Origin of the sequence: Clostridium saudiense, from assembly GCF_000577815.1 — a bacterium.
Lineage (GTDB): Bacteria > Bacillota > Clostridia > Clostridiales > Clostridiaceae > Clostridium > Clostridium saudiense.
On the sequence record NZ_CBYM010000006.1, the window covers coordinates 88,793 to 110,187 of the forward strand.

The 21,395-nt window shown below is 28.4% G+C and carries 20 protein-coding genes; 3 read left to right on the forward strand and 17 right to left on the reverse strand.

The genetic code is table 11. The annotated features are described in order from the left end of the window. Positions 1-42 precede the first annotated feature (42 nt). From TY07_RS04925 to TY07_RS04945, 5 genes are all read right to left on the reverse strand, one after another. On the reverse strand, positions 43-1,647 hold the full coding sequence (locus tag TY07_RS04925; RefSeq protein ID WP_042396217.1) for a putative polysaccharide biosynthesis protein: 1,605 nt from the start codon (positions 1,645-1,647) through the stop codon (positions 43-45). Between the two features lie 20 nt (positions 1,648-1,667). Then, positions 1,668-2,636 (reverse strand): RluA family pseudouridine synthase, encoded by a 969-nt coding sequence (locus TY07_RS04930; RefSeq protein WP_042396219.1) that lies wholly within the window; start codon positions 2,634-2,636, stop codon positions 1,668-1,670. Between the two features lie 105 nt (positions 2,637-2,741). Then, positions 2,742-3,923, reverse strand: coding sequence for a M20 metallopeptidase family protein (locus TY07_RS04935; RefSeq protein WP_042396221.1), 1,182 nt, complete (start codon positions 3,921-3,923; stop codon positions 2,742-2,744). Between the two features lie 119 nt (positions 3,924-4,042). Next, complete coding sequence (locus TY07_RS04940; RefSeq protein WP_042396224.1) at positions 4,043-4,429, reverse strand: hypothetical protein; 387 nt, start codon at positions 4,427-4,429, stop codon at positions 4,043-4,045. Between the two features lie 81 nt (positions 4,430-4,510). Continuing rightward, the gene (locus TY07_RS04945) at positions 4,511-6,505 is read right to left on the reverse strand and encodes an ATP-dependent helicase (RefSeq protein WP_042396225.1); all 1,995 of its coding nucleotides are present in this window, start codon (positions 6,503-6,505) and stop codon (positions 4,511-4,513) included. 122 nt (positions 6,506-6,627) lie between these two features. Here TY07_RS04945 and TY07_RS04950 point away from each other — a divergent pair, with 122 nt between their 5' ends. After that, positions 6,628-8,094, forward strand: coding sequence for a nicotinate phosphoribosyltransferase (locus tag TY07_RS04950; RefSeq protein WP_042396228.1), 1,467 nt, complete (start codon positions 6,628-6,630; stop codon positions 8,092-8,094). A gap of 39 nt (positions 8,095-8,133) precedes the next feature. On the opposite strand, the gene TY07_RS04955 is transcribed toward TY07_RS04950, so the two are convergent. Then, positions 8,134-8,358, reverse strand: coding sequence for a hypothetical protein (locus tag TY07_RS04955; protein ID WP_042396235.1), 225 nt, complete (start codon positions 8,356-8,358; stop codon positions 8,134-8,136). Positions 8,359-8,621: 263 nt separating this feature from the next. After that, positions 8,622-8,951 (reverse strand): hypothetical protein, encoded by a 330-nt coding sequence (locus TY07_RS04960; protein ID WP_042396237.1) that lies wholly within the window; start codon positions 8,949-8,951, stop codon positions 8,622-8,624. A 219-nt stretch (positions 8,952-9,170) separates the two neighbouring features. Between TY07_RS04960 and perR the strand changes: the two genes are divergently transcribed. Then, a complete protein-coding gene (gene perR, locus TY07_RS04965; RefSeq protein ID WP_042396239.1) occupies positions 9,171-9,578 on the forward strand; it encodes a transcriptional regulator PerR in 408 nt (135 codons plus the stop codon). 75 nt (positions 9,579-9,653) lie between these two features. Continuing rightward, positions 9,654-10,577, forward strand: a complete 924-nt coding sequence (locus TY07_RS04970; protein WP_042396241.1) for a hypothetical protein — start codon at positions 9,654-9,656, stop codon at positions 10,575-10,577. A gap of 149 nt (positions 10,578-10,726) precedes the next feature. On the opposite strand, the gene TY07_RS04975 is transcribed toward TY07_RS04970, so the two are convergent. The 10 genes from TY07_RS04975 to TY07_RS05020 all read right to left on the reverse strand — a co-directional run bounded on the left by TY07_RS04975 (position 10,727) and on the right by TY07_RS05020 (position 21,165). Beyond that, complete coding sequence (locus TY07_RS04975; protein WP_042396243.1) at positions 10,727-11,242, reverse strand: hypothetical protein; 516 nt, start codon at positions 11,240-11,242, stop codon at positions 10,727-10,729. Between the two features lie 109 nt (positions 11,243-11,351). Then, positions 11,352-11,648, reverse strand: a complete 297-nt coding sequence (locus tag TY07_RS04980; RefSeq protein WP_042396244.1) for a hypothetical protein — start codon at positions 11,646-11,648, stop codon at positions 11,352-11,354. A gap of 23 nt (positions 11,649-11,671) precedes the next feature. Beyond that, on the reverse strand, positions 11,672-12,031 hold the full coding sequence (locus TY07_RS04985; RefSeq protein ID WP_052330613.1) for a hypothetical protein: 360 nt from the start codon (positions 12,029-12,031) through the stop codon (positions 11,672-11,674). 151 nt (positions 12,032-12,182) lie between these two features. Further along, positions 12,183-12,785 (reverse strand): ribosome biogenesis GTP-binding protein YihA/YsxC, encoded by a 603-nt coding sequence (gene yihA, locus TY07_RS04990; RefSeq protein ID WP_042396246.1) that lies wholly within the window; start codon positions 12,783-12,785, stop codon positions 12,183-12,185. After that, positions 12,775-15,105 (reverse strand): endopeptidase La, encoded by a 2,331-nt coding sequence (gene lon / locus TY07_RS04995; protein WP_042396247.1) that lies wholly within the window; start codon positions 15,103-15,105, stop codon positions 12,775-12,777. The genes yihA and lon overlap by 11 nt, the downstream gene beginning before the upstream one ends. 172 nt (positions 15,106-15,277) lie before the next feature. Continuing rightward, the gene (gene lonB, locus TY07_RS05000) at positions 15,278-16,933 is read right to left on the reverse strand and encodes an ATP-dependent protease LonB (RefSeq protein WP_042396249.1); all 1,656 of its coding nucleotides are present in this window, start codon (positions 16,931-16,933) and stop codon (positions 15,278-15,280) included. Positions 16,934-17,093: 160 nt separating this feature from the next. Further along, positions 17,094-18,389, reverse strand: coding sequence for an ATP-dependent protease ATP-binding subunit ClpX (gene clpX, locus TY07_RS05005; protein ID WP_042396251.1), 1,296 nt, complete (start codon positions 18,387-18,389; stop codon positions 17,094-17,096). A gap of 38 nt (positions 18,390-18,427) precedes the next feature. Next, entirely contained in the window at positions 18,428-19,024 is a 597-nt protein-coding gene (gene clpP, locus TY07_RS05010) for an ATP-dependent Clp endopeptidase proteolytic subunit ClpP (RefSeq protein WP_042396253.1), read from the reverse strand. Between the two features lie 155 nt (positions 19,025-19,179). After that, positions 19,180-20,463: a trigger factor gene (tig, locus tag TY07_RS05015; RefSeq protein ID WP_042396259.1), complete on the reverse strand. Its 1,284-nt coding sequence runs from the start codon at positions 20,461-20,463 to the stop codon at positions 19,180-19,182. A gap of 513 nt (positions 20,464-20,976) precedes the next feature. After that, positions 20,977-21,165, reverse strand: a complete 189-nt coding sequence (locus TY07_RS05020) for a hypothetical protein (RefSeq protein WP_042396261.1) — start codon at positions 21,163-21,165, stop codon at positions 20,977-20,979. Between the last annotated feature and the right edge of the window lie 230 nt (positions 21,166-21,395).

Genomic DNA, 21,395 nt, shown 5'->3' on the forward strand with positions numbered 1-21,395 from the left:
ACAGACCATTTATATTTATATTTATATTTATATTTATATTATTTACATATTCTTTCTTAAAAATCTTGGTAATAAAGTAAATAACTTAGGTGAAATCATATCTAAATCTTTCTTCTTTATACCACCAAGGAAAATCATAGCTACAAAGTATACAGCTCCACCTATAGCAATTAACATTAAAGCTACTATTGACGTTATAGCCCTTCCACCTTGTACTATATTCATAAATCTATTTATTGGAATTTTACATAATGAGATACTTAATGCCATAACACACGAAGCTAATAATGGTACTAAAGCCATTTTAACTATAGGTATTCTCATTTTAAATATTCTTCTTAATCTATTATGATTTATTATTACGGGAACTAAAAAAGCAAAGAAACTTGCAAATACAGCTCCTAATATATTAATATCCTTTATTCCAACTAAAAAATAGTTAATAACAAATTTTATTATAATACTTAAAAAAGCAGTGCTTAATACTAAATATAATTTATTTATTCCTTGAAGAATAGTATTTTGTATAGCTGAAAGTGACATAAAAATCAACACAACAGAACCATACATCAATAATTGATATCCCTCTGTACTACCATAAATCATAATATATACTTCTTTACTTAGCATAGATAAACCAACTGCTGCTGGTATTGTTATTAAATAAGTTAATCTAAAGCTATATGCTATATGTGATTTTAACTCTTTCTTTTTCTTTGTTGTAAATGCATTTATTATTCTTGGAAAAATTGCTGAACTTAATGCTGTTACTATTGATAACGGTACATAAAGCAATGTATTATAACATCCTAGTATTCCATATAACTCAGTTGCTCTATTATCATTAAAACCAGCTGCAAGAAGTCTTCCCTTTACATTTATAGTATCAATCATACCACTTGAATTTTGTAATGCAGCTACCATTATTATCGGCACTCCATACTTAACAAGTTTTTTTAGTATCATTTTATCACTAATATGTTTTTCTGCTTTATTTTCTTCTTCTGCTCTTTCTTCTAATCTATTTCTATCATATATTATTAAGATAAATATAAGTGCTACAATTGCACCTATAGTTGTACCTACAGTACCTCCAGCACTTCCCCATTCTATGCTTATTCCTACAAGCACAAAAGCAAATATTAAACTTAAAACTACGTTAACAAGCTGCTCTATAACTTGCGAAATAGCTAGAGTCTTCATTTCCTCTATACCTTGAAGGTATCCTCTATATGTAGCTAATAAACAGCTAAAAAATACTGTTGGAGCTAGAAACATTAAAGAAAGTGTTGCTGTTTCCCATTTAGTTATTTTAGCAATCGGTCCGATAAGCATCATAAATGCAATTGTAATAATAGCACCGATAATCGCTAAATACCTTCTTGCTAATTTCATTGCCCTTAATGCATCTTCTTCATGTCCTAAAGCCCTTAATTCCGATACAACCTTTGCAACTGCTGGTTGTGCTCCTAAGCTTGTAATAGCTAATATAAAAACAAAATAACTGTAACTTGCATTATATATTCCTATTCCTGTTGTACCAATTATAGCTCTTAACAATGGAATATATGCTGCTGACATTACTTTTACAAGTATCCCCGCTATAGATAATATAAGAAAACTACGACCCACTGATTTCTCTTCCATAACTTTCCCCTTTTATGATCTTATATAGTAAATTTAAATACATCCTTCTTAATCTTTTTAAACATTGGCGGAAGCGCTTCTGCTATTGTTTTATTCTTTAAATACTCAAGTTTCCCATTAGCGCCCTTAAAAATAAGCTTATAAGCATAAAGGAATTGATAATTTAATCCAAACTTATTATCAAAGAATGAATTTAACTTTTTATCTCCATACTTAAAGTCACCTATGATAGGATTTCCTAAATGACTTAAATGTGCTCTAATTTGATGGCTTCTACCTGTAATAAGGTCAATTTCTAGTAATGAATATGCTCCATTAGTTTGAACTGTCTTTACTTCCATAGCAATTTCCTTAGTGTTAGGTCTCTTTTCATCATATACCTTAGATATATTTTCATTTTCATCTTTTGAAATATATCCTTTGTATACTCCATCTTTTATTTTACCTTTTACTAACGCATTATAATACTTCTTAACATTACCTTCTCTAATCATTTCGTTCATAGTTCTTAATGACTCAAAATTCTTTCCAAAAATAACTACTCCTGAAGTATTTCTATCTAATCTATTGCATGGAGCCGGTGTAAATGTTTTTTCTTTTTCTGGTAAGTAATCACCTTTTCCATTTAAATAAGACAATACATAATCTGTAAGTGAAGGTTCTGCTCCCTTTTGATCTGGATGTACTAAAACCCCAGGCCATTTTTCAACAATTAAAATGTTCTCGTCTTCATATGTAATCATAAGTCCGCTTGAATTTACTTTAATAAATGTATCTTCTTTTTTCTCTTGCTTACTTTGTAAATATCTAATTTCAATTACATCCCCAAATTCTAATGGATAATTTTCTTTTTTCTTTACTCCATTAACTCTAATGTCACCCTTTCTTAAAGCTTTAAAAATAGCACTTAATGGAACATCCTTTAAATACTTTCTTAAAAACTTATCCAATCTTTGCCCTGCTTCATTTGTTCCTATTTCAATTTTCAAAAAACCAACTCCTATATTGTATGACTGTTTACAATTATTTAACATAACTATAAACAGTCTATTTTTTTGTCATTTTATCCATTTTAATAGATTAATATTATTTTCTTATCTTGTCAAATAATTTACCGCAATTTCACATTGAATTGCCACTCCAATTGGCAATGCATCCTCATCTATATCAAATAAACTATTATGTGCTGGATAAATTATTCCTTTCTTCTCATTTCTTATTCCTAAGAAATAAAATACTGAAGGTACTTCGTTTGCAAAGTATGCAAAACTTTCAACACCTAATTTAGGATTCTTTTGCAACTTAACATTTTCTTCACCAATTACTTCCTTAGCGCTTTTTTCTAATAATTCCACCATGTCATCATCATTATATAAACATGGATAAGATTCTTCAATCTCAATTTCTGCACTTCCTCTAAAAGTTGCACAAACACCATTTACAATTTCTTTTAACCTTCTTTTTGAAAACTCTCTATCTTCCATAGTCATAGTTCTAATAATACCAGCCAATTTCACTTCACTTGGAATAATGTTTTGAGCAGTCCCACCATGAATACTACCAATTGTAACTACAGCTGGATTAACTGGTTTTATCTCCCTACTTACTATACCTTGAAGCGAAGTAACAACATGACTTGCTATAACTATTGGATCGATTGCAGTATCTGGATAAGCTCCATGCCCTCCAGCCCCTTTAATAGTTATACTAAATGGATTTGAAGCTGCATTTACTGTCCCCTTTTTAACCATAATAGTTCCACAATCAATAGTTTCTTCAACATGTAGTCCACACATCACATCAACTTTAGGATTTTCAAGTACTCCTTCTTCTATCATTACCTTTGCTCCACCAGTAGTTTCTTCTGCTGGTTCAAAAATAAGTTTTACTGTTCCACTAAACTCAGCTTTATACTTATTTAATATCTTAGCAACCCCTAGAAGAATTGTTGTATGTCCATCATGACCACAAGCATGCATTTTTCCTTTAACCTTAGAAGCATACTGACAACTCTTTTTATCTTGCATTGGTAGTCCATCAATATCTGCTCTTAAAGCAATAACTTTTTTATTTCCTTCTTTAGTTCCATTGATAATTCCACAAACTCCAGTTTTTGCAAACTCCTTAAATTCAATTCCCTCTTTGATTAAAAACTCTTTTATATATCTTGAAGTATTAGTCTCCTCAAACCCTAATTCTGGATATTGATGAAGAGTTCTTCTTATTTCTTTTAATTCTTCTTTAATATTATGTGCTTCTAAATTAAAATTTTTCATTATAAACTTCTCCCCAAAAAATTTACAGGCTTATATTTGAAATATAAGCCTATTGAATTAATTATATATTATGTATTTCTTTTATTCAATTAGTTTAATAATTTATAGATTTTTTAATACTATCTTAACATTTTCTCCAGTTCATATAATCTAAATCTTTCAGGTTGTTGGAATTCTGCACCTGATGCTCTCTTTTCAATTAACTTTTTATACTCCTCAAATTGTGCATCGCCTAGCTTTTTTCTTATCACATTTAATTCACATTCCCTAATATATTCTCTTTCTTCTTGTGATAATACAACATATTTATTTAATTTATTTATTATTTCACTTAAATTATCTTTTTCTTCACTGCTAAGTAAATCTTCATTTTTATCTATAAATGCTTCTATTTTTTGCCCTTCTTCAGGTGAATATGCTTCAGGATAAAGCTGACATAGGTTTATCCCTATAAACAAAGTACATGTAAATATCAATAGTTTAAGAATTTTTATATATTTTTCCATAGCTACTCCTACCTTCTAGTAAAAGATTTTCCCGTATCATTTAATATTATTACCAGAATAATAAATATTAATTAAATAAAGTTACTTAATTAATATAATCAAATTATTTTCCATTAATACTCGTAGAGAAAATGTTCTTAAAATTTCTTCTTTAAAATCTAAAGTTATTTTATCACCTTCTATAGACTTAACCTTACCATCTCCATATTGTCTATGATAAACACTATCTCCAGTTTTAATACCATAATCTACAACGCTACTTTCCTCTTCTAATCCACTCTCTAAAATAAATCTAGACATATCACTAAACTTACCCCTTATAGTCTTAGGTGAAAAGACATATAAATTTTTAATAGCTCTAGTAATTGCAACATAAAAAAGTCTTCTTTCCTCTTCTAAGTTATCTTCCATTGATGACTTATGTGGAATAGTTTCTTCATTACAATCTATAATAAATACATTTTTAAATTCCATTCCTTTTACGCCATGGATTGTACTCAAAATAACCCCATCTTGAACTACCTTACTCTTTTCTATTTCTTCCTTAACATTTTCTACATGAGCCAAAAATTCAACAATAGTTTTAAAACCTTCTGCTGCACCTTTTAATTCTTCTAATACATCTTCTAAATCACTAAAATTTTGATTAAATTTATTAGCATATTCCCTTAAATAATCAATATATCCAAGTGAAGATATTATATATTGAATTGCACTACCTAATGAAATTTTATTAAGATATATAATTTCCTTCTTTAACTCATCAAGTTTCTTTGCTTGAAATGGAGGTATATCATTTTTATTAATTAAAATATCAAAAACATTTCTATGCTCCCTATATGAAGAAACATAACTCAAATTACTTTTACTTACATATCTAAATGGCTTATTAATAATTGAATTAAAAGCTTCTTTATTAAATTGATCTATAGATAAAGTTAAATAATTTATTATATCCTTACATATAAAATGTTCAAAGAAATTATATCCTTTATCTAATAAAACAAAAGGTATTTTTCTTCTAGTAAAAGTATCAACTAAACTTCTTGCTTCCATATTTGTTCTATAAAGCACTGCATTATTACTGTAATTTTCTCCAACAAAACTTTTTATAATATTTGCTATTTCTTCTCCTTGAGCAAATTCATTATAAGGCTTAAATAACTTAACAACTCCCTTATCACTTTCATAAGAAATTATTTCCTTATTATTTCTACCTAAATTATTAGCAATTAATTTCTTAGATATATCTACAATATTTTTTTTACTTCTGTAATTTGTTGATAAATATACCTTCTTACCATCTTTAAATGACTTTGAAAAATTTATCATATACTCTGGCTTTGAGCCTCTAAATGAATAAATACATTGATCTTCATCACCTACGGCAAATAATTCATTTTGAGGATTTATCATCTTAATAAATTCTATTTGAAGTTCATCACAATCTTGAAATTCGTCGACTAATACATACTTAAATATCTCTTTATATTTACTTAAAATATTTTTGTTATTTTTAAACAAATATAATACCCTAATAGATAAATCATCAAAGTCCCATAACTTCTCTTTAGTTTTATATTCTTCATAATGTTCATAACATTCTTTAAATATTTCCATAGAAATTGAAGGCTTAAAGTTTTCTATATCGCCTAAAGAAGTTTTAAAAAGAGAAATATTATTTAAAACCTCTCGTATTTTATCATCATTAACATCATCAAAATACTTTCCTAATACACTCTTTACAATTCCATGTCCTTTCCCATTGTCAATTATATTTATTTCATAACCTTCCCTTAATAAAATTTTATAAAACAATCCATGAAATGTTCCAAAAAACGGAGCCACATTTTTATTGAAATTATTCTTATACCTTGTTTTCATATTTTCTGCAGCAGCACGTGTAAAAGTAATAACAATTATGTTCCCTATCTTTACCTTTCTTTCTTCAATTAAATAATTAACTCTATTAATTATTACTGTAGTCTTACCACTACCTGGAGCTGCTACTACTAAAGTGTTCTTATCTTTTATATTAATAGCTTTCACCTGATAACTGTCTAATAATATCTTCATATGTTCTCCTTTAAGTTATTTATTTTAATTATCTCCATAATTATTATATAAATAACTATATTGTAATAATTTATATATAGTTGTACAATAACTTTAGGTATTTTTCAATAAAGGAGATAAATATGGAAAATTTAATGAGATTTGATGTTACCAATGAAAGAAATCTTACTATGTTAGTAGATTTTTATGAATTAACAATGGCTAATGGCTACTTTAATAAGGGTGTTCAAGATAGAATAGCTTATTTTGATATGTATTTTAGAAGAGTTCCTGATGGCGGTGGATATTGTATAATGGCTGGTGTAGATCAGCTTATTGAATATTTAAATAACCTTTCTTTTACAGAAAGTGATATAAAATATTTAGAAGAAAAAAATCTTTTCTCTGAGGAATTTTTAGATTACTTAAGAAATTTTAAGTTTACTTGTGATGTATGGGCTATTCCTGAAGGAAATCCTGTATTCCCTAATCAACCTTTAGTAACTGTTAGAGGACCTGTTGTTCAAGCTCAATTTATTGAAACTATGATTCTTTTAACAATTAATCATCAAACTTTAATTGCTACTAAAGCTAATAGAATTTGTAGAGCTGCTGATGGTAGAACTGTTATGGAATTTGGTTCTAGACGAGCTCAAGGCTATGACGGTGCTATTTACGGTGCAAGAGCTTCTATAATAGGTGGATGTGATTCTACAGCTTGTACAATTGCTGATAAATATTTTAATATTCCTGCAGTTGGAACAATGGCGCACAGCTGGGTTCAATTATTCGATACTGAATATGAAGCATTTAAATCATGGGCAGAAACTTATCCTGATAATTGTTCTTTACTTATTGATACTTATAATGTTCTAAAATCTGGCTTGCCAAATGCTATTAAAGTATTTGATGAAGTATTAGCCCCTCTTGGGAAAAGACCTACAGGAATAAGAATAGATTCTGGAGATATAACTTACTTAACTAAAAAATGTAGAAAAACTTTAGATGCTGCAGGTTATCCAGATTGTAAGATAATAGTTTCTAACTCACTTGATGAACACATAATAAGAGATGTGTTAGCTCAAGGAGCTTGTATAGATTCATTTGGGGTTGGTGAAAGATTAATAACAGCTAAATCAGAACCTGTATTTGGAGGCGTATATAAACTAGTTGCTGTAGAAAAAGATTCTACCGTGATTCCTAAAATAAAAATTAGTGAAAATAGTGAAAAAATAACTAACCCTGGCTTCAAAAAAATATTTAGATTATTTGATAAGACTACAGATGTAGCTATTGCTGATGTTATTGCCTTAAATGATGAAGTAATCGATGAAAGTTCTGAATTAGAAATTTTCGATCCTGTTCATACTTGGAAAAGAAAGAAAGTTACTAATTTCTATGCAAAAGATTTATTAGTTAAAATCTTTGATAATGGTAATCAAGTGTATACTTCACCTTCTGTACTTGATATTAAAAAGTTTTCAAAACAAGAAACTTCAAAGTTATGGCCTGAAATTTTAAGATTCGAAAATCCTCATACTTACTACGTGGACCTTTCACCTAAACTTTGGAATTTAAAACAAGAGTTATTAATTGAAAAATCTAAGTAAATTAAAAGAGTCACCGAGAAAACACTCAGTGACTCTTATTTATTCATCTTTATACCCTATATAAGAAGGTATCATATATTCTAGCTTAGTATTTTGAGAATATGCAAAATCCTCATCAAGTATATCCTTAAAAACAACCTTTTCCTCTGCTAAATGTTCAATAAAAGGGCAAATTTCATTGTTATTTAGAGCTGGACTCATTGGACACTCATTACTACAACTAACTTTTTCCCTTCTGCTTGACCAAAATGGACATTTACTCATAACCCATACCCCCACTTACCTGTAAACGAAATCACATACTTATTATATATGATTTTTATCAATAAATAAACACTTATACATATTTTTATGACATTTTACAAAAATTTTACTTTCGATAAATATTAATTTGATATCTCACTATTTTATACTATTTATATATAATATAACATAATTTCTCATTAAATCAATATTTTTATAATATTTCAATAAAAAAAGAACTAATTTCTCATCAAAATTAGTTCTTTTTTACTATTTCTTTTTTTCTATCTCTTTAATGCTGAGTTCTTAACTACAGAAATTTTAATTATTTCATTTTGGAATGCTTTTAATAAAGCTTTTTCTAAAACCTTTTGTTGATCAAAGTTCTCAATATCTTTACATTCAGCAAAAACTTTATTTAATTCACCATCAACATTAGTATAAGTTAATGTAACATAAGGTTTTTCATACTCAACATTAACTATTTTTAATCCCCATGATATTTGTGCATAATCCCCGTCAAGAGTTAATTTAGTTAAAGATTTTAATTTTTCATTTTCTTCGCTAGGATCATTAATTATTAATAATTCATCGCCTACTTTATATTTTGCCATAAAAATTCTCCTCCTTAATTTAAACATAATACTAAACTTTATATTATGCAATTTACATCTTTTATATGTGCAAATTAATTCTTCTTATAAAATATCACAATATGTATATATTTACAATATTATTTTATTTATACCACTTTATTAATTAATAAATATTATTGACAAAGAATAATATTTTCTTATATAATTATATTAAATAAATATAGGAAGGTGTCATTAATGGATGATATAATTTTAACATTTAAAGAAAAGAAATTAAAATTAACGCCCCAAAGATTAGCTGTTTATCAATATTTAAAAAGCACAAGTGAACACCCTTCAGCCGAAACAATTTATAAAGCATTACAACCTAACTATCCAACAATGAGTCTTGCTACCGTTTACAAAACTCTAAAAACCTTAGTTGAAATAGGATTGGTTCAAGAATTAAATGTTGGTGAAGGAAACTTTAGATATGATGGAAACTGTAGTGAACATGGTCACATACAATGTATTCAATGTGGTAAAGTTGATGATTTATGCGACATAGATTTTTCACCATTAAATAAAATGGTTGAAGAAAATACTCACTATAATGTAAAATGGAACAAACTTTTCTTCTATGGATTATGTAAAGATTGTCAGTAGTATTCTACTGACTTTTTTTCTTGCTTAAAGTTATTTATTGTATAGCAATCACATATACTTTACTGAGGTGATGCTATGTTTAATTTTAATTTACAAAAAAAGAACTTTTTAAAATTAATACCATTAATTTTTTTTGTAATCATTTTAGGATTATATTTAAATACATACATGAGAAATTCACAAACTCTATCAAATGCATATAATAGCAATAAAAATAATCAGGAATATGATTTTGATGGCGATGGCGAAAATGATGAGTTATCCATTATCTCTACCAATTCAACTTATTCAATAAAAATTAAAAACTCTCTGGGAGAAACATTATTAAAAAGTAACGAATTTGACTATTCTTTACTTGATATTTCTCCATCTTGCGCTATAAAAATTTCATACATAGATTTGAATAGAAATAAGATTCCCGAAATAATAATAAGTGGATTAAAAAACAACAAATCAACTTTTTATATTTTTAAATGGGAAAATAATAGCTTTCAAGAAGTATTTTTTACTCAAAATAATATATTATCTATTTTAGACTTTAACAATTCGAAAACCCCTAAAATTTATACAACATCTTCTTCTAAGGGTGATGAAGCTACAGAAGGCTATATTTTAAATTCTACCACACTGAAAGATATTAGTTTTAGTTCACCAAAGATACCTTCACTTAATTCTATTCAATTATTAATAGATTGTGTTGAGGCTGATTATGAGCTCGATGATGCTCCAGATATATTTACCTCTACAATAGAAAGTGATCAATTAGGACTATTATGGAATTTAGATAAAAGTAATTATAGATATTCATTTCAAAAAGCTTATTGTTATGATACTACTTGGAATGAATTTGGTAATACATCTTCATTATGTTGGATACTATCTTTCGAGAAAATCAATTTTACTAGCTCTGATTCAAAACCAAAAGAACTCCTCTTATATGTTACTGCAGAAATAGATGAATCAAATCAATTTAAAATATCTTCCATAATAAAAAAGTAATATAAAAGGCCGCTAAAAAAAGCGGCCTAAAAGGGGGATGGGGGGGTTTAGCTTAATGAAGATTTCTCTTCATTCGCTATAGGAGAATACTCTCCGGTACATTAATAGTATTAACCTTTTACTCAATTTTATACACCTTTAAAATTTTATTACTCATCAAATATACCATCGTTATACATAGTAATTACCCTATCGATGAATCTACCTCTCTCGCCACCTACAATACTTCTAATAGCTCTAAGCATTTGAATATTCTCATCATTTCTTTCTCCTTTACCAGCAAAACTTTCATTTGTAGTAAAGTTTAAATCATCATCTATAGTATTAACATTCTCATTATTTGAAGAATATTGATTGTTATCATTTGAATTATTTCTTATATTTGATTCATTTCCCATATTGTTTATATTCCCCATTAAATTTCCCAAGTTTAAATTATTAAAATCAAATCCTTGTGTATTCATTGATTGTAATAAACTATTTATTTGATTCATATCAATATTTCCAAACATACTACTTAATAATTGATTAGGGTTTATACCAAATGGTCCATTATTATATGTTGGTCTACTATTAGTATTGGCATTTACGTTAGCATTATTTCTATTATCACTTGTACCTTCACGTCTAGTATCGCTTCTATTTTTATGCTTACGCTTGGACATATAAGTACCTCCAAATTATTTCTTTACTCCATTATATGTAATTAAACTGTATATGTTTATAAAAAAGGATATTTTTTTGGAGGGTCATAAAGACCCTCCATCCTCTTAACTAGCAGCAGCAGTCACTTTCACAGCAGCAATTGCTTCCTACGGTATTTCCTCCAAATAGATTTCCATAAGATCCACCACATAGTAAGAATAATAAGATTATTAAATATGAGCAATTATTATTAAGAAGTCCTGATCCACAAGCAATTAATAAAAATATAATTGGTGCTACACAATTATTTAATCCACCAAAAACATTTCCACAGCATGATCCATAATTGTTAGCTGTAGCATTATTGCAGCAACAAGGTTCACAACATTCTTGACAACAACATTTCTTATTTCTCTTCTTTGACATAATTATTCCTCCTTCCTACTAAGCTATAGTAGAGATCCATTGCAATTTGTATTAAATCCATTATTTCCACAACCAAAAGTACCATTACATAAGAATAATATTACAAGTAAGAATAAATATCCTCCACCACAGAATGATCCATTATTATAAGCATTATTATAAGAATTATTACAACAGCAATTATTTGAAGCTGTATTTCCACAGCAGCATCCTGTATTAGCAGTTCCACCTTGTCCAGCATAGAATAAAATTAATAATATCCAAATCCAGCTACCAAAACCACAACCAGTAGTTAAAAAATTATTTCCAACAGGTTCTGATGCAGAAAAACTAGGACAATCCATGTCATTCAATTCATCAATCATATCATGCATACTAGGCATCTTTACATTCCTCCTAATGATTTATTTTTTTGTTTTTATACTATATACTATTCTCTTTATTTTCATTTGACACTATTTTCCCTTCCCATCCAATAATTTTTTTATCTTTTTCTCCAATAAAAAAACTACCCTTTCACAGGTAGCTTTTTTATTAAACTGACTTTGCCTCTTCTGATAAATCTTCAAAAATATTATTTATTAACTCATCTTTTCCCTTTTTATTTAATGAAGAGAAGAAATAAAATTTATCAGTACTTCCAAGTCCAAGTGTTTCTTTTATTATTTTTTTACTCTTACCTAATTCATTATTAGATAATTTATCACTTTTTGTTGCAATTACAATGCAATCATAATCAAAGTGCTTTATCCACTCATACATCATGATATCATCAGCTGTTGGTTTATGCCTTGAATCAACAAGTAAAATTACTCTTTTTAATTCTTCTCTATCAGTTAGGTACATTTCAATAGTTTTACCCCAACTTTCTTTTTCCTTTTTAGAAACTTTAGCATATCCATATCCCGGTAAATCAACTAAGTAAAAATCATTATTTATTAAGAAAAAATTAATTAATCTTGTCTTACCAGGCGTTTGTGAAACTTTAGCAAGTTTTCTTCTATTTGTTAAGGCATTTATTATTGAACTTTTACCTACGTTAGATCTTCCAACAAAGGCAATTTCATTTCTACCATCTATAGGATATTGATTCCTTTTAACAGCAGATATAATAAATTCTGAATTTTTAATTATCATTATCATCAACTCCGATTAATGCATTTTGTAATACATCCTCAACCTTGTCAGCAAAAATTAAATTTAATTTCCCCTTAATTGAAGATGGTATTTCTTTTACATTCTTTTTATTATCTTTTGGTAAAATAACAGTCTCTATTCCTATTCTATGTGCTGCTAAACATTTTTCTTTAACTCCACCAATAGGTAATACTCTTCCTGTTAATGTTACTTCTCCAGTCATAGCTACACTACCTTTAACTTTTTTCTTAGATAATGCAGATACTAAAGCAGTAACCATTGTCACTCCTGCAGATGGGCCATCCTTTGGTACCGCACCTTCTGGAACATGAATGTGAATATCATTCTTTTTATAAAATTCTGCTGGAATATCATACTTATCAACATTAGCTCTAACGTAACTATATGCTGCCTTTGCAGATTCTTGCATAACAGATCCTAATTGTCCTGTTAATTCTAACTTACCGCTTCCCTTCATTACTGCAACTTCAACTGGTAATGTATCTCCTCCATATGCAGTCCATGCTAACCCGGTAACAACTCCAACCTTATCTTCTTTTTCTTCTTTATCATACTCAAAAACTACTGGTCCTAAATACTTTTCTAACTTACTTGAAGAAACAATAATACTCTTTTTATTTGTTTTTATTAACTCAGTAATACTTTTTCTAACAACCTTATTAATTTGTCTTTCTAAAGATCTAACTCCAGATTCTCTAGTATAACCATTAATAATTTCTTTAATTGCGTTATCTGATATCTTTATTGCATTATTTTCAACATTACATTCATCCATTACCCTTTTTACCAAGTAATTCTTTGCAATATTAAATTTTTCATCATAAGTATATCCTGAAACCTGTATTATTTCCATTCTATCTAAAAGAGCATGTGGAATAGTATCCAATGAATTTGCTGTTGTTATAAACATTACATTAGATAAATCAGTTTCAACTTCCATATAGCTATCTCTAAATGTTTTATTCTGTTTTGGATCTAATACTTCCAATAAAGCATCAGCAGGATTTCCCTTATAATCATTACTTAACTTATCTATTTCATCTAATAGTATTAGTGGATTATTAACCTTAGCTTCTTTTAAAGCAAAAATAAGTCTTCCTGGCATAGCACCAATATATGTTCTTCTATGCCCACGAATTTCAGCTTCATCACGAATACCACCTAATGAAATCCTAACAAACTTCCTATTTAATGATTTAGCCACAGATTCAGCTATTGAACTTTTACCAACTCCAGGAGGTCCTACTAAGCAAAGTATAGGGCCCTTTAAAGACTTTGTATATTTCTTTACTGCTAAATATTCTAAAATTCTTTCTTTAACTTCATCTAAACCGTAATGCTCATTATCTAAAATTTCTTCAGCTTTTTTAATATCAAATGAATCTTTCGTAGCTTTATTCCAAGGAATTGCTACTAGCCAATCAAGATAATTCCTTATATTGTTAGCCTCACTTGAATTTGATGTTTTTAATCTCGATAATTCATATTCCGCCTTTTCTTTTACTTCTTTAGAAAGTTTAAGCTTTTTTAATTGCTGCGTATATTTGTTTATTTCTTTTGACTCTTCATCTTCTCCTAGTTCATCTTGAATAGCTTTAATTTGTTCTCTTAAGAAATATTCCCTATTACTCTTATCAATCTTACTCTTAACTTTATTGCCTATTTCTTTTTCAATTTCAACTATTTGAATTTCTTCATCAATAAACACAAGTAACTTTTCTATTCTTTCATAAACATCTATAGTTTCTAATATTGATTGCTTCTTTTTATCATCTAATTGAATATAAGCGGCTATTAAATCAGTAATCTTACTTAAATTCTTCTCTTGCTCCATCATTTTAAGTACTTTACTATCATCACCTTCTGTTGAGTAAATGTACTCTGCAAAGGCTTTTCCTAACTGATTTCTGAAAGCTATATCTTCATTACTTTCAACTTCAGTTGCTTCTTCTACTATTTTTTCAATTTTAGCTTGTAAGAATTTTTCCTTTTCTTCAAACTCTAATAGTGTAGCCCTTTCAAGCCCTTCAACTAAAACCCTTGTAGTTCCTTTTGGCAACTTAAGTATTTGTTTAATTTTACATATAGTTCCTATACTATACATATCGTCTTTACTTTCTGGAATTTCTACTTCAGGGTCTTTTTGTGTAACTAAGAAGATTTTGCTTTCATTTAACATTGCTTCTTCAAGAGCTGCAATAGACCTTTCTCTTCCAATATCAAAATGTATAATCATATTGGGAAAAATAGTAATACCTCTAAGAGGTATTAACGGTAATAAAATAGAATCAGTATTCATTTTCCCCCTCCATTCTAATCATCATAAATAAAATATCTAACTTTTAAATTATACACGTAAAACTATTTTTTTTCAACTTTATACTAATTCTCATATTAATTTATTACCGTGAAGGTTTAAATAGGAAAAACAAATGACAAATACCTATAATCAGCATTTGTCATTTAACTCTTTATAACTCCTTTGCCTTTGCTGAAAGAATATCAATTTTTGTTTTATCATTATTTAATATACACACGTCTAATACCTCTTTTATATTAGAAACTTTAATCACATCAATTCCTTCATAATTCAAAAATGATTCATTCCAGTTATCAGCTGGTATTATAACTCTATTTGCCCCTGCTTTTTGAGCTGCTAATATTTTTGCATTAACACCACCTATAGGATTAACCGTACCTAAAAGACTAATTTCTCCTGTCATCGCAACTTTATTATCTATAGGTAATTCTAATATAGCACTATATACAGCAGTAGCAATTGCTATACCTGCTGATGGTCCATCTACCGGTATACCTCCTGGAATATTAATATGTATATCATATTTATCACATTTTAAATCATATATATTATTTAAAGCGGTTAATACATTTTGTATTGAAGAAAATGCGGTGCTTTTTCTTTTTACTTTCCTATTACTCATAGTAATTTCTTCTTCTTCAATAATACCTGAAATCTTTAACTCCCCTGCCCTACCTTCTATCTTCTTTGCCGTTGCTTCTATTTCCATAAGCATTCCAATATTAGCTCCATGTACAGCTAACCCATTCACCACACCAACTTCTGGTCTATCTGAAATTTTCTTTTCTTGTATTTCTGTATATTGACCATTTTCTATTACCCACTTAATATCATCCTCAGTAATATAATCTCTTTCTTCATTAATAGCAATTCCTGAACACAATTGAATTAAATTAACTACTTCTCTTCCATTGTTACAAAATCTACTTATAAGATTTAATCCCTTATCAGAAGTATTTAACCCAACTTTACTAATTGCTTTTTGGGCAATTTCCCTTATTTCATTTGGTTGCAAGCCTCTAAAAAACACTTCAACACATCTTGATCTAATAGCCGGAATTATTTCATCTGGACTACGTGTTGTTGCCCCAATCAACCTAAAATCAGCTGGTAATCCATTATCAAATATTTCTTTAATATAAGTCGGCATATTAGGATCTTCAGAACTATAGTAGGAGCTATCTAAAAATACCTTTCTATCCTCTAAAACCTTTAGTAGTTTATTCATTTCAATAGGTTGCAACTCACCAATTTCATCAATAAATAATATTCCTCCATGAGCTTTTGTAACTGCGCCTGGTTTAGGTTGAGGTATTCCAGCCACTCCCAAAGCACCTGCCCCTTGGTAAATAGGATCATGCACTGATCCTATTAGAGGATCTGCAATTCCACGCTCATCAAATCTAATTGTGGTAGCATCAATCTCCACAAATTTAGCATTTTCTTTAAATGGTGATTTTTCCTTTCTCTTGGCTTCTTCCAGTACTAATCTTGCAGCAGCAGTCTTACCTATTCCGGGCGGTCCATAAATAATAACATGTTGAGGGTTAGGACCACATATGGCTGCTTTCAAAGCTTTAATCCCATCTTTCTGACCAATAATATCATCAAATGAAGTTGGTCTACTTTTCTCAGTCAAAGGTTCTGAAAGCTTTATCCTTCTCATTTTCAAAAGTTTTTCCATTTCTTTTTTATTTTCTTTATCAACTACAACAGTTCTAGAACGAGTAGCTTTATTGCTATTAAATAAGTATATGATAAATAGAACCATCATTATAGTTTGTAAAATAATCATTATCTCACTCATGAATTTATATCCTCCCTTTTTTTCTAAACTCTCTTTGTATTATTAACCTATAACTGTTCTATTATTCCATAATATGTAGCAATAAATATTATTTTTTCTATATTAAGGGTATCGTTCAAAAATAAAAAAAATCACCTCTAGAAATCTAGAGGTGATTTTTTTAAGCAGTTTCCATGCCTTTTCTTTTTTTAGCTTTTTTAGTTTTTAAAACAGGTCTAACTTCATTTTCACCAAGTCTAATTAATTCTGGTAACTTCTTAGATTTAATTGAATCCTCAGTTATAACAACCTTACTTATATTTTCGTCTGATGGTACATCAAACATTACATCAATCATTATATCTTCAACAATTGCTCTTAATCCTCTAGCACCTGTTTTTCTTGCTATAGCTTCATCTGCAATAGCTTTAAGTGCATCTTCAGTAAATTCTAACTCTACATTATCTAATTCAAACAATTTACTATATTGTTTTACTAATGCATTTTTAGGTTGACTTAAAATATTAATTAATGCATTTTGATCTAATGATTCTAGAGAAACTACCATTGGTAATCTTCCTACAAATTCAGGGATTAAACCAAACTTCAACAAGTCCTCTGGAAGAACATTTTTTAATAACTCTCCAACATCTTTTGCTTCTTTTGATTGTATTTCAGCTCCAAATCCCATAGTGCTAACTCTTGTTCTTTTTTGAATGATTTTATCAATTCCATCAAAAGCTCCACCACAAATAAATAAAATATTTGATGTGTTAATTTGGATAAATTCTTGATGCGGATGCTTTCTTCCACCTTGAGGTGGAACAGAAGCTGTTGTTCCCTCTAATATTTTTAATAATGCTTGTTGAACCCCTTCACCAGATACATCTCTAGTTATGGATGGGTTTTCAGATTTTCTAGCAATCTTATCAATTTCATCAATATATACTATACCTTTTTCAGCTTTTTCAACATCATAATCAGCATTTTGTATTAATTTTAATAAAATGTTTTCTACATCTTCTCCTACATATCCTGCTTCAGTTAATGTAGTAGCATCTGCTATTGCAAATGGAACATTTAAAAATTTTGCTAATGTTTGAGCTAAAAGTGTTTTACCTGAACCAGTAGGTCCTAATAATAATATATTACTTTTTTGAAGTTCTATATCATCATCATACGTATTTGCTTTTACTCTTTTATAATGGTTATAAACTGCTACAGATAGTGCTTTTTTTGCTCTATCTTGCCCAATAACATATTGATCTAAATATTCTTTTATTTCATTTGGTTTAGGAAGAGCTGTAGTATCTAACTCTACATTATCTTCAAATTCATCTTGAATTATATCTGAGCATAAATCTATACATTCATCACAAATATATACTCCAGGCCCAGCAATTAATCTTTTTACTTGATCTTGATTTTTACCACAAAATGAACACTTTAATTGCTTTTTATCTTCAAATTTAGCCATAACCTCACCTCACTTTGGCATGAAATTGCCAAAAATAATTATTTTTTATTTTTTACTATTACTTCATCAATTAATCCAATTTTTAATGCTTCATCAGCACTCATGAAGTTATCTCTTTCACACATTTGAACCATAGTTTCATAATCAACTTTTCCATTAGTAGATTCAGCCATAGTTCTTGTTAAAGTTTCTTTTATCTTTAATATTCTCTTTGCATGAATATCAATATCAGTTGCTTGACCTTGGAATCCTCCTAAAGGTTGATGTATCATAATTTCACTATTTGGAAGAGCATATCTCTTACCTGGAGCACCGCTTGATAATAAGAAAGCTCCCATTGATGCTGCCATACCAATACAAATAGTACTTACATCACATTTAATATATTGCATAGTATCATAAATAGCCATTCCTGAAGTAATTGAGCCTCCTGGACTATTTATGTAAAGATATATATCTTTATCTGGGTCCTCACTTTCTAAGAATAATAATTGAGCTACTACAAGATTAGCAGTTACATCATTTACCTCGCCGCTAAGCATAATAATTCTATCTTTTAAAAGTCTTGAAAAAATATCATAAGACCTTTCTCCTCTTCCTGTTTGTTCAACAACGTATGGAATATAATTGCTCATACTTAATTCCCTCCTTTTCTCTTTAAAACCCTTCTTACTTATAATATATCCAACTAATCAAAAGTAATTATATTAAAATTATATAAAATTTACTTTATTTTGTTAAAGAAATATTTGAATAATTGCCAGAATTTCTTCTGGCAATTAAATTAGGACTATTTATTATTTTCTAATAAGAATTTTACTGCTTTGTTTGTGATTACATCAGATCTTAATGCTGCTTGTTGGCTTTGCATTAATAATTCAACCATTTTATCATCTTCTGATGCAGAATACATTTTAGCAACTTCAACAGCTTTTTCTTTTATTTCTTCTTCAGTAGCATCTATGTTTTCAGCTTTTTCTACAGCTTCTAAAACTAAATCAACTTTTACTTTAGTAGCTGCATTTTCTCTCATATATTCTCTCATCTTTTCTTCATCAGTTCCAGTGAATTGGAAGTATTGTTCTAAATTTAAACCTTGATATTGTAATCTTTGTTGTAAGTTTTGAACCATTTTATCTACTTCTTTTTCTACCATTACAGCTGGAATTTCAACCTTTGCATTTTCTGCAACTGCATTAATTACAGCTTCTTCAAACTCTCTATCAGCTCTTTCAGCATTTGCTGCTTCTAACTTAGTAGTAATATCAGCCTTTAATTCAGCTATTGTATCAAATTCTGAAGTTTCTTTAGCAAATTCATCATCTAATTCTGGTAATTCTTTTACCTTTATTTCTTTAATAGTAACTTCAAATTTAGCTGGCTTACCATTTAACTCTTCCTTACCATAGTTTTCTGGGAAAGTAACATTTACTTCTACTGTATCATTTACTTTAGCTCCAACTAATTGTTCTTCGAAAGTATCTATGAAAGTTTTAGAACCAATTTCTAAAGAGTAATCATGACCTTCTCCACCTTGGAATGCTTCTCCATCAACAAATCCTTTAAAATCAATAACAGCTATATTTCCATTTTCAACTGTTCCTTCTTCTTTAGATTCAACTCTTGCATTCTTTTCTTGCATTTCTTTAAGCTTTTTAGCAACTTCTTCTTCAGTTACTTCGTAAGTTTTCTTTTCTACTGATAATCCTTTATATTCACCTAATTCAACTTCTGGATAAACAGTTACTTCTGCAGTATAAACAAAGTCTTTTCCTTCTCCAACTTCTACTACATCTATTTTTGGATAGTCAACTGGGATTATGTTATTTTCTTTTAATACTTCACTATAAGATCCATCGATTGCAAAATTAACTGCATCTTCTAAAAGAACTCCAACACCGTAATATTGCTTAACTACATTCATTGGAACTTTACCTTTTCTAAATCCAGGCACATTAAAATTCTTAACATTCTTCTTATAAGCTCTTGTTAAAGCTTCATTGAATTTATTAGCTTCAACCTTTACTTCAAATTTAACGACATTTACGTCGATTTTTTCCATTTTAGCTTCCATTGTATATTCCTCCTAAAAAAGTATCTCTTGTTTGATTAATACAACTAGCTTATTATAACATATTAAAGCTAATTTTTTCAAATGTTTGTTCATAAAAAGCAAAAAACATCTAATATTTTTCTTACTACACATAATATACACAAATTACCATCTGTATATATTAATAATTAATATGTCTTTTCCTATATAACCAATCTATTATTCTTAACCAAAAAATCAATTAACTAATTACGATATATTTTACCAATTATCACATGTTCTTTCAAGACATTACTAATATAAATTATTACTCTTAATCCCTTTTTATATTCTTCTTAAAAATTTTTTCACACATCTTCTAATACACCTTCATTAATAAATGCTTTCCCTTTAATTAAATATATATTCAAGATATTAATATTAATTTCATTTATAATTAACAATATTTTTATTCTACAAATCTATTATAATTTTATATTTTTTCCAAAGTTTTCTTCCTTAGAATTCGACATTTCATTTTTTCCTTTTATATCTTTATTTATTATTACAGCACTTTTTATTACATCCTTTTCTTTTATCACATGCTCCTCCCCCCTTATTGCAGCAACCACCGCATTTAATAAGCCCTAACTCCCTCATTTCCTTAATACTTAATTTAACTTCATTTTCTGAATAAGGTTCATAATCCGGGGTATCCTTAAGCATATTTTCTCTTTTTTTCATTTTTATTCCTCCCTATAATTGTTATTTTATTTAATTTTACCATCTATTTTCTTCTAGATTTATACACAAAAAAAATTTTTTCAACTTTTTTTTGTAAATATTATTTGATTTTATTAAATTATATTGTATAATATAACTATAGTATTCAATAAAATACTTATTAATATAGCCCATACCGCTCTATAATTTAATAAATTATAGAGTTTTAATAAAACCCCACACAATCACTT

Coding starts and splice junctions, on each gene's coding strand:
- yihA (WP_042396246.1), bottom strand. CDS start 12,785: ATGATAATTAAAAATTCAGAATTTATTATATCTGCTGTTAAAAGGAAT.
- lon (WP_042396247.1), bottom strand. CDS start 15,105: ATGAATACTGATTCTATTTTATTACCGTTAATACCTCTTAGAGGTATT.
- tig (WP_042396259.1), bottom strand. CDS start 20,463: ATGGAAGCTAAAATGGAAAAAATCGACGTAAATGTCGTTAAATTTGAA.
- TY07_RS04960 (WP_042396237.1), bottom strand. CDS start 8,951: ATGGCAAAATATAAAGTAGGCGATGAATTATTAATAATTAATGATCCT.
- TY07_RS04985 (WP_052330613.1), bottom strand. CDS start 12,031: ATGCCTAGTATGCATGATATGATTGATGAATTGAATGACATGGATTGT.
- TY07_RS04955 (WP_042396235.1), bottom strand. CDS start 8,358: ATGAGTAAATGTCCATTTTGGTCAAGCAGAAGGGAAAAAGTTAGTTGT.
- TY07_RS04940 (WP_042396224.1), bottom strand. CDS start 4,429: ATGGAAAAATATATAAAAATTCTTAAACTATTGATATTTACATGTACT.
- TY07_RS04950 (WP_042396228.1), top strand. CDS start 6,628: ATGGAAAATTTAATGAGATTTGATGTTACCAATGAAAGAAATCTTACT.
- TY07_RS04925 (WP_042396217.1), bottom strand. CDS start 1,647: ATGGAAGAGAAATCAGTGGGTCGTAGTTTTCTTATATTATCTATAGCG.
- lonB (WP_042396249.1), bottom strand. CDS start 16,933: ATGAGTGAGATAATGATTATTTTACAAACTATAATGATGGTTCTATTT.
- TY07_RS04970 (WP_042396241.1), top strand. CDS start 9,654: ATGTTTAATTTTAATTTACAAAAAAAGAACTTTTTAAAATTAATACCA.
- TY07_RS04945 (WP_042396225.1), bottom strand. CDS start 6,505: ATGAAGATATTATTAGACAGTTATCAGGTGAAAGCTATTAATATAAAA.
- TY07_RS04975 (WP_042396243.1), bottom strand. CDS start 11,242: ATGTCCAAGCGTAAGCATAAAAATAGAAGCGATACTAGACGTGAAGGT.
- TY07_RS05020 (WP_042396261.1), bottom strand. CDS start 21,165: ATGAAAAAAAGAGAAAATATGCTTAAGGATACCCCGGATTATGAACCT.
- perR (WP_042396239.1), top strand. CDS start 9,171: ATGGATGATATAATTTTAACATTTAAAGAAAAGAAATTAAAATTAACG.
- clpX (WP_042396251.1), bottom strand. CDS start 18,389: ATGGCTAAATTTGAAGATAAAAAGCAATTAAAGTGTTCATTTTGTGGT.
- TY07_RS04980 (WP_042396244.1), bottom strand. CDS start 11,648: ATGTCAAAGAAGAGAAATAAGAAATGTTGTTGTCAAGAATGTTGTGAA.
- clpP (WP_042396253.1), bottom strand. CDS start 19,024: ATGAGCAATTATATTCCATACGTTGTTGAACAAACAGGAAGAGGAGAA.
- TY07_RS04935 (WP_042396221.1), bottom strand. CDS start 3,923: ATGAAAAATTTTAATTTAGAAGCACATAATATTAAAGAAGAATTAAAA.